The sequence below is a fragment of the Romboutsia sp. D33t1_170424_H2 genome (genome assembly GCF_015669105.1).
Taxonomy (GTDB): Bacteria; Bacillota; Clostridia; order Peptostreptococcales; family Peptostreptococcaceae; genus Romboutsia_C; species Romboutsia_C hominis.
Genome location: NZ_JADOZQ010000001.1, coordinates 227,701 through 242,036 on the forward strand (window position 1 = coordinate 227,701; position 14,336 = coordinate 242,036).

General features: G+C 26.0%; 17 protein-coding genes. All 17 read left to right on the forward strand.

Annotated elements, in window-relative coordinates:
• The first annotated feature begins 68 nt into the window (after positions 1 to 68).
• The 17 genes from I4U66_RS01175 (at position 69) to I4U66_RS01255 (ending at position 14,300) form a co-directional block, all read left to right on the forward strand.
• Entirely contained in the window at positions 69 to 1,085 is a 1,017-nt protein-coding gene (locus I4U66_RS01175) for a sensor histidine kinase (protein ID WP_195928322.1), read from the forward strand.
• 125 nt (positions 1,086 to 1,210) lie between these two features.
• The gene (locus I4U66_RS01180) at positions 1,211 to 1,897 is read left to right on the forward strand and encodes a lytic transglycosylase domain-containing protein (protein WP_195928323.1); all 687 of its coding nucleotides are present in this window, start codon (positions 1,211 to 1,213) and stop codon (positions 1,895 to 1,897) included.
• Between the two features lie 179 nt (positions 1,898 to 2,076).
• Positions 2,077 to 3,384 carry a GGDEF domain-containing phosphodiesterase gene (locus I4U66_RS01185; RefSeq protein WP_166504980.1) on the forward strand — a complete coding sequence of 436 codons (1,308 nt, stop codon included), beginning with the start codon at positions 2,077 to 2,079 and terminating at the stop codon, positions 3,382 to 3,384.
• A gap of 93 nt (positions 3,385 to 3,477) precedes the next feature.
• Positions 3,478 to 3,900 (forward strand): YaaR family protein, encoded by a 423-nt coding sequence (locus I4U66_RS01190; RefSeq protein WP_092926930.1) that lies wholly within the window; start codon positions 3,478 to 3,480, stop codon positions 3,898 to 3,900.
• Positions 3,901 to 3,911: 11 nt separating this feature from the next.
• Positions 3,912 to 4,232, forward strand: coding sequence for a FliM/FliN family flagellar motor switch protein (locus I4U66_RS01195; protein WP_092926928.1), 321 nt, complete (start codon positions 3,912 to 3,914; stop codon positions 4,230 to 4,232).
• Between the two features lie 33 nt (positions 4,233 to 4,265).
• A complete protein-coding gene (gene flgM, locus I4U66_RS14790; RefSeq protein WP_092926926.1) occupies positions 4,266 to 4,538 on the forward strand; it encodes a flagellar biosynthesis anti-sigma factor FlgM in 273 nt (90 codons plus the stop codon).
• A complete protein-coding gene (locus I4U66_RS01205; protein WP_195928324.1) occupies positions 4,535 to 4,948 on the forward strand; it encodes a flagellar protein FlgN in 414 nt (137 codons plus the stop codon). Before flgM ends, I4U66_RS01205 begins: the two co-directional genes overlap by 4 nt.
• Before the next feature lie 17 nt (positions 4,949 to 4,965).
• Positions 4,966 to 6,249 carry a flagellar hook-associated protein FlgK gene (gene flgK / locus I4U66_RS01210; RefSeq protein ID WP_195928325.1) on the forward strand — a complete coding sequence of 428 codons (1,284 nt, stop codon included), beginning with the start codon at positions 4,966 to 4,968 and terminating at the stop codon, positions 6,247 to 6,249.
• Between the two features lie 9 nt (positions 6,250 to 6,258).
• On the forward strand, positions 6,259 to 7,191 hold the full coding sequence (locus I4U66_RS01215) for a flagellin N-terminal helical domain-containing protein (protein ID WP_195580888.1): 933 nt from the start codon (positions 6,259 to 6,261) through the stop codon (positions 7,189 to 7,191).
• Between the two features lie 13 nt (positions 7,192 to 7,204).
• A complete protein-coding gene (gene fliW, locus I4U66_RS01220) occupies positions 7,205 to 7,600 on the forward strand; it encodes a flagellar assembly protein FliW (protein ID WP_195928326.1) in 396 nt (131 codons plus the stop codon).
• Positions 7,587 to 7,799: a carbon storage regulator CsrA gene (gene csrA / locus I4U66_RS01225; RefSeq protein WP_195928327.1), complete on the forward strand. Its 213-nt coding sequence runs from the start codon at positions 7,587 to 7,589 to the stop codon at positions 7,797 to 7,799. The genes fliW and csrA overlap by 14 nt, the downstream gene beginning before the upstream one ends.
• Positions 7,800 to 7,812: 13 nt before the next feature.
• Entirely contained in the window at positions 7,813 to 8,196 is a 384-nt protein-coding gene (gene fliS / locus I4U66_RS01230) for a flagellar export chaperone FliS (RefSeq protein ID WP_092926913.1), read from the forward strand.
• Positions 8,197 to 8,207: 11 nt separating this feature from the next.
• Positions 8,208 to 9,779 (forward strand): flagellar filament capping protein FliD, encoded by a 1,572-nt coding sequence (gene fliD / locus I4U66_RS01235; RefSeq protein WP_195928328.1) that lies wholly within the window; start codon positions 8,208 to 8,210, stop codon positions 9,777 to 9,779.
• Between the two features lie 15 nt (positions 9,780 to 9,794).
• Positions 9,795 to 10,115, forward strand: coding sequence for a hypothetical protein (locus tag I4U66_RS01240; RefSeq protein ID WP_195928329.1), 321 nt, complete (start codon positions 9,795 to 9,797; stop codon positions 10,113 to 10,115).
• Positions 10,116 to 10,232: 117 nt separating this feature from the next.
• Positions 10,233 to 11,039, forward strand: coding sequence for a flagellin N-terminal helical domain-containing protein (locus I4U66_RS01245; protein WP_166504988.1), 807 nt, complete (start codon positions 10,233 to 10,235; stop codon positions 11,037 to 11,039).
• 137 nt (positions 11,040 to 11,176) lie between these two features.
• The gene (locus I4U66_RS01250) at positions 11,177 to 11,980 is read left to right on the forward strand and encodes a flagellin N-terminal helical domain-containing protein (protein ID WP_166504989.1); all 804 of its coding nucleotides are present in this window, start codon (positions 11,177 to 11,179) and stop codon (positions 11,978 to 11,980) included.
• 85 nt (positions 11,981 to 12,065) lie between these two features.
• Positions 12,066 to 14,300: a glycosyltransferase gene (locus tag I4U66_RS01255; RefSeq protein WP_195928330.1), complete on the forward strand. Its 2,235-nt coding sequence runs from the start codon at positions 12,066 to 12,068 to the stop codon at positions 14,298 to 14,300.
• Positions 14,301 to 14,336: the final 36 nt, after the last annotated feature.

The window sequence follows — 14,336 nt, forward strand, 5'->3', positions numbered from 1 at the left end:
GGCTTAAGTTGATATATAATATAAAAGATAGGACAAAATAATAAATAACAATATGTTAGGAGAGCAAAATGAGTGTATATGAATATTTAAAGCAGAGGACATTATTTTTTATAGTGAATATAGTACTATTTTTAATCACAGCAAGTATAATGTTATTTGTTAAAGTTAATATAAGCATTATAACTATGGTGTTTTTAATATGGTTTACACCAATTAGTATATATATATTAATGGAGATGATAAAGCATAAAAAATATTATGATGAACTTGTAAGTATAAGTGAAAACTTAGATAAGAAATATTTAATATCTGAAGTAATAAGTGAGCCAGAATTTATAGAGGGTAAATTGGTATATAATATTTTAAAATCAAGCAATCGCAATATGCAAGAACATGTTAAGTATTTTAAAAATATGCAAAGTGAGTATCAAGAATACATAGAAACATGGGTACATGAAATAAAAACACCTATAGCATCGTTAATGCTTATAGTGGAAAATCATGAAGACAATATACCAAATAGTATGAAGTATGAAGTAAAAAAAATAGAAAATTATATAGATCAAGTTCTATATTACTCAAGAAGTAATGATGTTAGTAAAGACTATATAATAAAAAAATTTAATCTTGAAAGAATAATTAGGTGCGCAATAAGGAAAAATGCAAGTGATTTTATAAATAAAAGAATAGGGATAGATATAAAAGAAATTAATTTTAATGTATACAGTGATGAAAAATGGGTTGAATTTATATTAAATCAAATTATAAATAATGCTATAAAGTATTCAAAAGAAAGTGAAGGAAAAGTATCAATAAACGCAGTAAAAAATAAAAATAATATAATATTAAGTATAAAAGACAATGGAGTAGGGATAAATGAAAAGGATATAGATAGAGTTTTTGAAAAAGGATTTACAGGTGAAAATGGAAGAATATTTGGAAAGTCAACTGGTATAGGACTTTATCTATGCAAAAAACTTTGTGATAAGTTAGGTTTAGGGATAAATATAGTATCAAAACGGCAAGAAGGAACAGAAATAAGAATAATATTTCCTGTTGGAAAAGATGATATAAGAAAAAATTAAAATTTAAATTAGTAAGAGTTAGATTTATAAAATCTAACTCTTTAATTTTTATACAGATAATTAATATATAAAGAATTGATAAAAAATACCGTATTATTAAAAATAAAAAAATACAGGGAGGCATTATGGTTAATGGTATAAATTTATTTAGCAATATAGCTAATAGTAGTATTAATACTCAAAATAAGTGTGGGTGTTGCTGCGAAAAAAATAGTTCCTTTGATGAGTTAATGCTAAATTTAGTATTAACTTTGTTAGATGAAGAAAATTATAATTTAGTAAGTAATTTAAGTGATGCAGTAAGAAAAAAGCAACAAGAGAATAGCATAGTTGAAGAGAGAAATTTAGGTTTAGAAACCATTAATAGTTCTCAAAATTTAAAAAAAGTAAGTGTAACAGCAAGTGATAAAGATACTAAAAGTGAAATAGAAAGTGCAGTAAAAATTGCTTCGAGCAAATATGGTATAGATGAAAATTTAATAAAAGCTGTAATAAAAGTAGAATCTGATTTTAATCCAAACTGTGTATCATCGGCTGGAGCAAAAGGGCTTATGCAACTTATGCCTTGTAATATAAAGGATTTAGGTGTTAAAAATCCATTTGATATAAAAGAAAATATAGATGCTGGGACAAGACATTTAAAAGAATATATAGATAAATACCATGGAAATATCGAAATGGGTCTTATGGCATATAATGGAGGACCAACAAGAATGGTAAAAAGAGGAGTTAGATCTGTAAATGATATTTATAAGATGCCAAAAGAAACTCAAAATTATGTACCTAAAGTTATGAAATATTACAGAGCATAAAAAATTAAAACATATATGAAATATAAAAATTGAAGGTTCAAAGTTAGTTTTTAAACAGTCTTTTTATTTATAATTTATAAATATCTATCAAAAGTCTATATAAATTAAGTTATAGTTAATCGAATATAATTTAGGGATTTGATTAATAAATTAAATGTTAAATTAATTGGGAGATAAAAATGAAAACAAGCAGAAAGATATTGAAATTAGATAAAACTTTATTAAATAAATGTAGACGTAGGGAGAGAATTTCCTTAAATAAGCATGATCATTTAACTAAAGCTTATAATAGAAATTATTTTTTTAATTATATAGAAAAAAAGGTAAATGGAACTCTTATAAACATTAAGGTTATGTCAATTAAATTTTTAAATTCAAATATTGGCATAAAATATGGGGATGAAGCATTAAAATTAATAGCTAAAATTTTAATGAATATGAAAACAAGTAGTATAGTATGTCGACTATCTGGATCTACTTTTGGGGTATATATAGAACAAACAGATATAAATTACGTTAAAAATATAATTGAAGAGATGATTAATAAGATCTCCAATGTAAATATAGGAATTGAAACTGTAAAAATTTCTACAAATATATCATCTGTTATTTATAAAAATGGTGATTTTGATACAAAAGATGCGATTTCTAAATTATCAATATCTATGTCAAATTCTATAAAAAAGGGTGTAAATAAGTTTGAAATATATAATGAAAGGCATGATTTACGCATAAATATAGACACTATAGAGAGTGCTATCTTAAATGAAGAAATTACACTTTATTATCAACCAAAAATAGATATAAAAACAAAGAAAATAAATGGAGTCGAAGCATTAATAAGATGGTTTAGCAAAGAACACGGATATATTGAACCAAATAAAATCATACAATTTGCAGAAAGTTCAGGATATATAAATACCTTATGGAAATGGGTTATGAGAAAAGCTTGTGAAGATATAAATTATGTAAATACAAATTTGGGTAAAGAAATACATCTTTCTGTGAATACTTCTCCTTATCAATTAGAACATAAAGATTTCATAAAAGATATTAAAGAAGCACTAGAAGAAACTAATTTTAGAAGAGATTTATTAACAATCGAAATCACAGAAAGCGACGATATAGAGAATATAGATAATATACAAAAAATTCTAGGTGAAATGAAAGACATGGACATAAAAGTTTCCATAGATGATTTTGGAAAAGGATATAATTCTATTGATTATATAAAAAATTATAATGTTGATGAAATAAAAATAGATAAGTCTTTGGTTAAGTATTTAAGTGATAATCCTTTATTCATAAAAAATTTGATAGATATGATACATACAACCAATACTTTAGTAGTAGCAGAAGGAGTAGAAGAATATTTTGAATATAAACTACTCAAAGATATGGAGTGTGATTTTATTCAAGGGTACTATTTCCATAAACCAATGGAGCATGAAAGTTTGGTAAAAATATTGAATCAAGAGGATATATAATATATATTGTTATATAAAACTTAAGAAAAAATAAGGATATCCGTATTATTACAAAAGCAAGATAATATAAATTACAAAAATTGAGGTTTCAAAATGAAGGTAAGGAATATTGGATTAAATAAAAGTATTAATATAGAAAGTAAGGGTAAAAAAGAAAAGCTAGATTTTGAAGAAAATTTTAATCAAAGAAATAGACTGAAAAACAAAGAAGAACTCGAAGTATATATGAAAGAGATTAAAAATATAGGAGAAAAATTGGTAGTTACTAAAAATTATAGTGATATTATAGATTATAAAAAAGCTATAAAGAATTATTTGAAATCAGCCGTAGACTATGTATATAGTTTAAATAAAGATAATAGCTTTTGGGATAGAAATTATTTTACTACGGTAAGGACTATAAATGAAAAGCTAGAGGCTATAACTAGAGAACTTATTTATGAGCAAAAAGAAAATATTAGTATAGCTTCAAAAATAGATGAAATAAATGGACTTTTAGTAGATATATACATGTAAGGAGGATAACCATGAAAAATGAAGTAGATAATGTAGACGTATATGAAATAGAGTTTGAGCAGCTAAAAGAAGGCGAGAAAACTCCATTAAATAGTGCTACGGATATATTTGGAGCACTATTAGATATAACTGTATCTATGGGAAGTGCTAGTGAAAAAATAGGGAGAATTATAAACTATAAAGTTGGAGATATAATAGAACTAGATAAGCAGGTAGAAGAAAATTTGGATATAAATGTAAATGGTAAAATGATAGCTAGTGGAGAAAGTATAATAATGGACAATAGACTAGCTGTTAGACTAGCTAAAATAAAAAGTGCAGATGAAGATTAATATTAATTAATCTAAATACTAAGGAGGAATATTGTGAATATAAATTTGGTTAAATTTAGAAATTTAGAAAGAGTATATAATAATAATAAAGTAGATGTTAGTTATGTAAAGAATACGAAAAAAGGTGACACAGTTGAAATATCACAAATGGGAAAGTATTTAAATAAAGTAAATTCATCTAAGGAAGAAGTTAACATAGATAGAGTAAATGAAATAAAAAGTAAGATAGAATCTGGTCAATATAGAATAGATTCTAATGAATTAGCTAAGAAGATAATAGAAAAAATGAGGGGGGAGCATAATTGATTCCAGAGGTGAAAATAGTAATCTTTGAAGAAAAAAATGTCCTAAAAAATATGCTAGATCTTTTAGATAATCAATATGAATTTATAATTAATAAAGATCTTATTAAGATAGATAAAATAGCTAAGGAATTAGATGAAGCTGCTAAAAAATTAGCTAGATTAGAAATAAAGAGAAGAAATTTAATGGAGTCTAAGCCTAGTGTAAAGCAGTATATAGAAGATTGCAATGATGAAAATATAAAACAAGCTTATAAAGAAATAAAAGAAATATTAAATATGATAGAATTACAAAAAAAAGCAAATGAAACTCTTATAAAGCAGAGATTATTTTTTACAAAGAAGATGATAAACTGCATAAAGCCAGGAAAAAGTATTGGAACATATAATGCTTATGGCCAAGTAGGGAAGTAATTGTTTGGAGGAAAATTATGTCAGGATTACTAGGAAGTTTACAGACAGCAAAGTCTGGTATGAGTGTAAGTCAAACTTCTATACAGACTACGTCTCATAATATAAATAACATGAATACACCAGGGTACTCTAGACAAAGAGTACAACAAAGTGCAAGAAGTGCTTATAGTTACCCTGGATATAACAGTAGTATGGGTGCAGGTCAACTAGGTACAGGAGTTGAAGCAACAGATATTATAAGGATTAGAAATACATTCTTTGATTTTCAATTTAGAAATGAGTCTCATAATTATGGTAAAGTAAGTACAAAAAGTGAGTATTATACTAATATGGAGACTATATTTAATGAACCATCAGACACTTCTATTTCATCATCACTAAGCAACTTTTTTAGCAGTTGGAATGAAATTTCAAAAAATCCTAATGATAGTGGATCAAAGAATACCGTAGTTCAAAATGCAAAATATTTAGCGACTAATATAAGTAATCTTAAAAATAAATTGGAAAAACTATCAAGTCAGGCAAATGATAAAATAAATAAAAATTTAAATGAAATAAACGATATGGTTGACCAATTAAGAGGATTAAATAAAAATATAAGAATTGTCGAAGGTAGTAGAAAAACACCAAATGACTTACTAGATGAAAAAGATAAAGTGTTAGATAAATTAAGTTATAAATTTAATATAGAAGATAATAATGTTAAGAATTTAATTGAAAAAAAAATAAATGATGGAACAAGTATTACATTAGAGGATATAAAAGCAATAGGAGATGTCTCAGGTGAAATACAAGGTTCTATTGATATGGTAGATAAAATTAATGAATATACATCTAGTATAGATGATCTATCAGAAGGCATTTCTAATGGTATAAATGATGTTTTAGGAATTAATTTTTTTGAATTTGACAAAAAAGGCAGCCCATCACTTAAAGTTAATGATGATTATCTAACAGACTCAAATAAATTATCAGTTTCATCTAAAGTTGCAGGTGAAATATTTAGATTTAAAGATAAAAAAATGAAAATTGGTAATGAACCAGAAATTACCATAGATAAATTTTATAATAATATAGTTCAAAAGCTAGGTAATGAGGCGCAGGAAGTTATAAGAAATGAAAAGAATCAAAATAAAATAATAAATGAAATAGAAAATTCTAGAGCTAATGTATCTGGAGTATTATTAGATGAAGAAATGGTAAATCTTGTCCAATTTCAGCATGCATATAATGCCAGTGCAAAAGTTATATCTACTATAGATTCTTTACTAGACGTAGTAATAAATGGGTTAAAAAGATAGGAGGATAGTATGAGAATAGCCAATTCTTCAATGATAAGAAATAATATGTATGATAATCAAGAAAATCTTCAAAGAACGGACAAGCTTAATAGACAAATCAGTACAGGGAAGGTTATAAACAAAGTATCAGATGATCCATACAAAGCTATAAAAATAATGAACTTAAAAAATGAAATAAAATATACTGAAAAATATAATTACAATATTGACGAAGCAGTAGGATGGATGAATAATACAGATTCATCTTTAGAAGAAGTAGGAACTGTATTAGGAGATATAAAAGATGAAATAATAAAGTTAGGTAATGGAACTTATTCGGCAGAAGAGATGAAATCTATAAGGGCTGAAATGAATGAAAAAATAAAAGAACTAGGTGAAACATTAAATACAAGTCATGGTGGTAATCATATGTTTGGAGGAAGTGACGTAGAAGATTTACCTATAATTATCGAGGAAAAAGACGGAGTAGCTAAACTTACCCTAAATTCTAAATCAAATTCACAAGACTTAAAAGCAATTATATCTGAAGGAATAGATATAGATTATAATGTATCAGCAAAAGAATTATTAAACAAAGATGGTAAAAATTTATTAGAATCTATAAATAAATTATCTACTGCTATGAATGATATAGTTAATGGTAAAGATGTAGAAACTAATAAAGCTCAAGTGTTAGGGACTATAAAAGATGATATTGATACATTGTTTAATCATTCAGTAGATATAAGAACATCATTTGGTGTAAAAGTTAATACTGCAGAAAAAATAAAAGAGCTAAATGATGAAAATATTATGAACATGAAGGATGTATTATCATTAACTCAAGATACAGATAAAGTTAGTGCATATATAGAATTAAAATCAGCTGAATTAATATACCAAATGTCAGTTCAAGTTGGAAGTAGATTGATTCAACCAAGTATAATGGACTACTTAAAATAGCTAGGAGGATCATATGGACATTTTATTTGAAAAAGGTATACCTGGATTTGAAAATTATAATACTTTTTTAGTTGAAGAAATTAAGGGAGATAAAAATTTTTTTAGTATGATATCTAAGGATGACTTAAATATAGGATTTGTTTGTGTATCTCCATTTGAGATAAAAAAAAATTATGAAATAGAATTAAATGAGGATACAATAAATGAATTACGTATAAAAGATTATAAAGATGTACTAGTGTTAAGCCTAATAACATTAGGTAATAGCATAGATACAAGTACAGTTAATTTAAGAGCTCCTATTATTATTAACATAAACAATAACAGAGGAAAGCAATTAATACTAGAAGATACTAAATATAATATAAAAGAACCTTTAACAGGAAGTGAAAATAATGCTAGTAATTAGTAGAAAAAAAGATCAATCTATATTAATCGGAGATGATATAGAAGTTAAAATTATAAAAATTGATGATGGAAGCGTAAAGATAGCCATAGAGGCGCCAAAAGATAAGGTTATACTAAGAAGAGAAGTTTATGAAAGTATAAAAGAAGAGAACTCTAAGGCTATAATTAATACTAAAGATATTACAAAGTTATTTAAGTAAGAGAGGGAAAATAATGTATACAACAAATCCATATAATACATATAAGCAAAATTCAGTAAATATGGCTTCTAAAGAACAACTATTGTTGATGTTGTTAGATGGAGCAGTTAAATATACAAAAATAGCAAGAATGGCAATATTAGAAAAAAATATTTCTAGAGCTCACAATGAATTAGTTAGAGTTCAAGATATATTTTTAGAACTTATGATAACTATGGATAAAAGTGCTGGCAAATATATGGAAGATTTATATAATATATATGATTTTATAAAGGGCGAACTTGCTAAAGCCAATATGAAAAAGGATATTAAGATAATAGATGAAGTGCTTCCTGTGATAGAAGATGTTAGGGATATGTGGTATGAGGTAGACAAAAAAATAAAGACAGGTAAGTAGGTGAATTTTATATGACAAGAGTAAATACAATAAGAATACCAGGTCTTGCAACGGGAATGGATACCGACACAGTTGTAAAGCAAATGCTTGTTGGTGAACAAAATAAAATTGATAAAGTCAAGCAAAAAGAACAAATAGTAAAGTGGCAGCAGGAAATTTATAGAGACGTAATGAAAGATTTGAAAAATATAAATGATAAATATTTTTCAGTAACGTCTAAAGATTCAATAGTGAGTAGTAAAGCTTGGAATACATTATCAGTTCAAAGTTCTAATAGTAGTGTAATGTCAGCTACATCAAGAGCGGGAGCAGATAATATACATTATAATTTTGAAGTTAATAAAATAGCAGAACCAGCTAAAGTTGTATCGTCAAAAGACAATTTAGACAAGTTAAGTAATTTAGCGGATTTAGGAGCTAAAATAGGAGAATCATTCAAAATCTCTGTTGGAAAAGATGACAAAGGGAATACTTTATACTCAAATCCTATAAAAATAGAATCAAGTGATACTATAGAGAGTTTAGTTGATAAAATTAACAGTAACGGAAATGGAAAAATAAAGGCATCATATAGCAAGATGACTGGAAGTTTTAGTATTGAATCTTTTGACACAGGATCAAACAGTAATATTGAAATCATTTCTGAAGATGGAAGCAAATCTAATTCTCTAGAATTTTTAGGACTAAAAACAAAAAAATACAAGACAAATGCAGATGGAAGTTTTGTATTAAATTCAAAGAATGAACCAGATTTTGATATGGTTGATTTTTCAGGTATAGCAAGTGGAAGTAATTCTTATATCAAAGTCTCAGGAGATGACGGATTTAGTAAAGTAATAAATGAGCAAAAAAATAATTTCTCAATAGATGGAATAGATTATAGTATTTATAATAAAGGAACTTCTGAGATAACCTCAAAAAAGGATACAACCAAAGCCCTAGATAACATGAAAGGTTTTGTACAAGATTATAATAAAATAATGGATAAAATGTATAGTCTTATAACTGAAAAATCTAAGAAAGATTATCAACCGCTTACAGAAGAACAGAAAAAGGATATGAGTGAAGAAGAAGTAAAGAAATGGGAAGCTAATGCTAAAAAAGGTATACTTCGAAATGATTCTGAGATGAGAAGATTTATAAATGATATGCAAAATGCTATATTTGGTGATAATATAAAAGTTTTAAGTGAAATGGGTGTAACTAGTCCACAAGACTATAATAAAAAAGGTCAGATATCATTAAATGAGGATAAATTTACTAAATCTTTAGAATATAATTCGGATAAAGTCTATAAATTATTTGCAAAAGATAAATCTAGTATAATGGGAAAAATGAATGATATTCTTAACAAGAATATAGGAGGATCATCATCTATATTTGCTAGAAAAGCTGGGCTAGAGAGAACATCTTCTGTTGTGAAGAATTTTTACTCAGAACAAATAAAACGACAAGAGGATATGATAAAAAATCTTCAAAGAAAAATGGATACTAAGGAAAATGCTTTATATAAAAAATTTGCAGACCTAGAAGCTAGTATGAATAAGCTAAATTCACAGATGAGTTATTTTATGCAGGCTTAAGGCTAGGTGTTAAAAATGAAGGAAAGTATCAAATTATATAAAAGTGTATCATTAGACATATTAAATAAATTAAAAAGTAGTAGTTTAATTAATATAGGTGATTTATTTGATAAAAGACAAGAAATATTAAGTAATGTACTTGACTTTGAAGCATTTAAAATCCAGATGATCGATGAAGGAATATTAGAAATTGATAGAGAGATACATATATTTCTTAGTGATAGTATAGAAAAAACGAAAGATGAGATAAAAAATCACAAACTATCAAATAGAGTAAATACCTCATATCTAAGTACGAAAAAAGAAAATTTAAATATTTTTAACAAAAAAGTATAAAGTTAATATAAATTATAACGATATATATATATGTAAGGTACTTGGCCAAGTACAAAATACACAATACAAAAGGCAAAAGACAAGGATGTCGTAAAGTCCTAAGGAGAGGAAAAAACAATGAGAATAAACACTAATATGAACGCTATGATAGCGACTAATCAAATGGCAAAAAATACTGCATTATCAGGAAAGTCTATGGAGAAATTATCAACAGGACTAAGAATAAATAAAGCAGGAGATGACGCTGCAGGTCTTGCTGTTTCAGAAAAAATGAGATCTCAAATAAGAGGGATGCAACAAGCAGATAGAAACGTACAAGATGGTATATCAATGGTACAAACAGCAGAAGGTGCATTAGAAGAAGCAGGAAATATAGCTCAAAGAATGAGAGAACTTGGAGTTCAAGCAGGAAATGACACATTATCTGCAACTGATAGAGACAAGGTAAAAGAAGAATTAACTCAATTACAACAAGAAATGAATCAAATAGGTAAAGAAACTAAGTTCAATGGTAAAAACTTATTAAGTGGAGCAGGAGCATTTACAATACAAGCTGGAGCTAATAATGAAACTAGAACTATAAATACTATAGATTTAGTAGGACAAGCTAAAACTTTAGCTAGTATGGACGTTTCTAGTAGTTCAAAAGCACAAGCTTACGTAAGTAAAGTAGATGCAGCATTAGAACAAATAAATACAGGAAGAGCTAAATTAGGAGCAACTCAAAATAGATTAGAGTATACTTCTGCTAACTTAACAACTTCTACAGAAAACTTAAGTGCAGCAGAATCAAGAATAAGAGACGTTGATGTTGCTAAAGAAATGGTTAACTTATCTAAGTTAAACATATTAAATCAAGCAGCACAAGCTATGGTTGGACAAGCTAATCAACAACCTCAAAGTGTAACTCAGTTATTAAGATAGTTTTAAAATAAGTAAATAAATTATAAATATATTAAAAAATATAAAGTATATCTATATTATGCCGATATATATAATATAGATATACTTTTATAAATAAAAGACAAGGATGTCGTAAAGTTCTAAGGAGAGAAAAAACAATGAGAATAAATACTAATATGAATGCTATGATAGCGACTAACCAAATGGCAAAAAATACTGCATTATCAGGAAAGTCTATGGAAAAATTATCAACAGGGCTAAGAATAAATAAAGCAGGAGATGACGCTGCAGGACTTGCTGTTTCAGAAAAAATGAGATCTCAAATAAGAGGAATGCAACAAGCAGATAGAAACGTACAAGATGGTATATCAATGGTACAAACAGCAGAAGGTGCATTAGAAGAAGCAGGAAATATAGCTCAAAGAATGAGAGAACTAGGAGTTCAAGCAGGAAATGATACATTAACTACAACTGATAGAGATAAGATAAAAGAAGAATTAACTCAATTACAACAAGAAATGAGCCAAATAGGTAAAGAAACTAAATTCAATGGTAAAAACTTATTAAGTGGAGCAGGTACATTTACAATACAATCAGGAGCTAATAATGAAACTAGAACTATAAATACAATAGATTTAGTTAAGACTGCAGGAAGTTTAACTATAGATGTATCTGATAATACAAAGGCTCAAGCTTTCGTAAGTACGGTAGATGCAGCATTAGAAAACATAAACACAGGAAGAGCTAAATTAGGAGCAACTCAAAATAGATTAGAGTATACTTCTGCTAACTTAACAACTTCTACAGAAAACTTAAGTGCAGCAGAATCAAGAATAAGAGATGTTGATGTTGCTAAAGAAATGGTTAATTTATCTAAGTTAAACATATTAAATCAAGCAGCACAAGCTATGGTTGGACAAGCTAACCAACAACCTCAAAGTGTAACTCAGTTATTAAGATAGCTTTATTAAGTTAAAAAATAAAGAGTAAAGCATGTGCTTTACTCTTTATTTTTAAATTTAATCACTTAAAAGGAGTATTAAATATATGCTACTAAGTATTGTAATGATGGTAAAAAATGAAGAGAGAAATTTAGATAAAACATTGAACGCACTACGTCCTTTAATGGAAGAAATAAATTCTGAATTAGTAATACTAGATACTGGATCAACTGACTCGACTGTTGATATTGCAAGAAAATATACTGATAAAGTATTTTTTGCAAAGTGGAATGATAACTTTTCAGATATGAGAAATATATCAATAAGTTATGCAAAGGGAGACTGGATACTTATATTAGATGCAGATGAAGAGTTAATTAATTATGAGAAATTAAAAGAATTCTTTGATAAAAGCTTATTCAATAAATATAATAGTGCAAGTATAAATCTAAAAAATATACTTTCGCTAGATAAAAAAAGTTATAGTATGACTCCTTTAATTAGAATGTTTAAAAACTCAAAAGATTTTAGATATGAAGGAGCAATACACGAACAACCAAAATTTAAACATCCTATATATAAAAATGTAGCTTTATTTGATCACTATGGATATTTATTTGAAAATGAAGAAATCAAACAATTAAAAGATAATAGAAATAAAAATATTTTATTAAAAGAAATAAAGAAAGAACCGAATAACCCATATATTAACTATCAATTAGGAAAAACTTATTCTATATCTAAAAACTATGAAGATGCAATATATTATATGGAAAAAGGGTATGATTTGTATACAAAAATTAAATATATACCAATATTTGTAACATTAGATTTAGCTATGCTTTATTTAGAAATGAATGAGTTTGACAAATGTGAAAGTTTATGCACTAAGTATATAAAAAATGATAATAAAAATATAGATATATATTATTACCTAGCGACAAGTCAAAAATATTTAAGAAAATATAAGCGAAGCTTAGAAAATTATAAAAGGTATTTATATCTTATAGAAAATTATGATATATCTACACAAGCTAATGCTGTTGAGTGTAATGCAGATACATTGATACACCAAGATAAAGCTAAAGTTAACATTATTGATATTTATTACAAATTAGAGATGTATCAAGAGATAATAAATAATATAGATGATATAAATATTAATATTTTAGAACAAGCTTACTTAGTTATATTTATGAGTTTATATAAATTAAATCAAGAAGAAAAAATCATTGAAATATATAAAAATCTTTCATCTTGTATAGTACAGCAAAATAAATTTAAAGTTGCGTTAGAAAGTATACTAAAAAGAATAAAAGAAGAAGATTTGCCTAAAATGTATAAAATGCTTTCTAAAATAGATGGAAATTACGGTACTTTAAATAAAATAAGATTAGGTGAAAAATTAACGATTGAACAATATAATGAGATACTAACAAAAGAGCAAGAAATATATTATGCAGATATAATATATTATGCTATGAAAGAAAATCTACAATTAGAAGATATATTAAAAAATATAAGTAACTTAAAAATGCAAGGTTATATAGATTATTTAGTTTCAAATAAAAGAGATTTTATATTTGATTTATATGATTACTTAGACAATACTTTAAATACTTTAGACATAAAGAAACTTCAAATTTATAGTTGTGTATCTAAATCATTGTTAACATATGGTGGTTTAGTTGGTAAAAAGTATGAAAATTTATTTTTAATGTATATAACTTATACTTATGATTATTTGAAGCAATTATATAATACAGACTTAGAAGATGATGATTTACTAAATTTATTGAAAAATGAAGATGAAATATTCATTATAAGTATAAATAGAGCTCAAAAACTTAGTAAAACTGATAAATTAGAGTATGTAAAAAAAATGAAAGACTTATTAATAAAAAATCAAAAATACAAAAAGGGAATAGAAATATTAATAGAGAAATTTAAAAATGAATTTGATATAAATGAAGAGCTAAATGGTCTTAAAAAACAATATAAATCGATAATTCAAAATGACATAGAGGTAGGAAATATTATTGGAGCTAAAGAAAATATATATGAATATGAAAGTATATTTGAAGAAGAAGAGGCAGAGATACTAAATTTAAAAGCAATTATAAAAATGTTAGAAGGAAAGTTCGAAGAATCTGATAAAATGTTTAAAAATTCATATTTATTAGATAGATACAATTATAATGTGGTTTTTAATATAGGGTGCATAAAAGAAATATTAGGACAATATGAAGATGCCACTAAATATTTTGAATTAATAGTAAAAAACTGTGAAGACGAAAACATAGTTCTAGAATCAAAAGAAAAAATTATGATTATAAATTAAAATATACAAAAATTATGTCATAAGAGGAGGCTCAAA

Excerpts from the sequence above, each read along its gene's own strand:
- I4U66_RS01195 (WP_092926928.1), top strand. The coding sequence starts at position 3,912 with ATGAAAAATGAAGTAGATAATGTAGACGTATATGAAATAGAGTTTGAG.
- I4U66_RS01250 (WP_166504989.1), top strand. The coding sequence starts at position 11,177 with ATGAGAATAAATACTAATATGAATGCTATGATAGCGACTAACCAAATG.
- I4U66_RS01245 (WP_166504988.1), top strand. The coding sequence starts at position 10,233 with ATGAGAATAAACACTAATATGAACGCTATGATAGCGACTAATCAAATG.
- I4U66_RS01190 (WP_092926930.1), top strand. The coding sequence starts at position 3,478 with ATGAAGGTAAGGAATATTGGATTAAATAAAAGTATTAATATAGAAAGT.
- I4U66_RS01255 (WP_195928330.1), top strand. The coding sequence starts at position 12,066 with ATGCTACTAAGTATTGTAATGATGGTAAAAAATGAAGAGAGAAATTTA.
- flgK (WP_195928325.1), top strand. The coding sequence starts at position 4,966 with ATGTCAGGATTACTAGGAAGTTTACAGACAGCAAAGTCTGGTATGAGT.
- I4U66_RS01185 (WP_166504980.1), top strand. The coding sequence starts at position 2,077 with ATGAAAACAAGCAGAAAGATATTGAAATTAGATAAAACTTTATTAAAT.
- fliS (WP_092926913.1), top strand. The coding sequence starts at position 7,813 with ATGTATACAACAAATCCATATAATACATATAAGCAAAATTCAGTAAAT.
- I4U66_RS01180 (WP_195928323.1), top strand. The coding sequence starts at position 1,211 with ATGGTTAATGGTATAAATTTATTTAGCAATATAGCTAATAGTAGTATT.
- fliD (WP_195928328.1), top strand. The coding sequence starts at position 8,208 with ATGACAAGAGTAAATACAATAAGAATACCAGGTCTTGCAACGGGAATG.
- I4U66_RS01175 (WP_195928322.1), top strand. The coding sequence starts at position 69 with ATGAGTGTATATGAATATTTAAAGCAGAGGACATTATTTTTTATAGTG.
- csrA (WP_195928327.1), top strand. The coding sequence starts at position 7,587 with ATGCTAGTAATTAGTAGAAAAAAAGATCAATCTATATTAATCGGAGAT.
- I4U66_RS01215 (WP_195580888.1), top strand. The coding sequence starts at position 6,259 with ATGAGAATAGCCAATTCTTCAATGATAAGAAATAATATGTATGATAAT.
- fliW (WP_195928326.1), top strand. The coding sequence starts at position 7,205 with ATGGACATTTTATTTGAAAAAGGTATACCTGGATTTGAAAATTATAAT.
- I4U66_RS01240 (WP_195928329.1), top strand. The coding sequence starts at position 9,795 with ATGAAGGAAAGTATCAAATTATATAAAAGTGTATCATTAGACATATTA.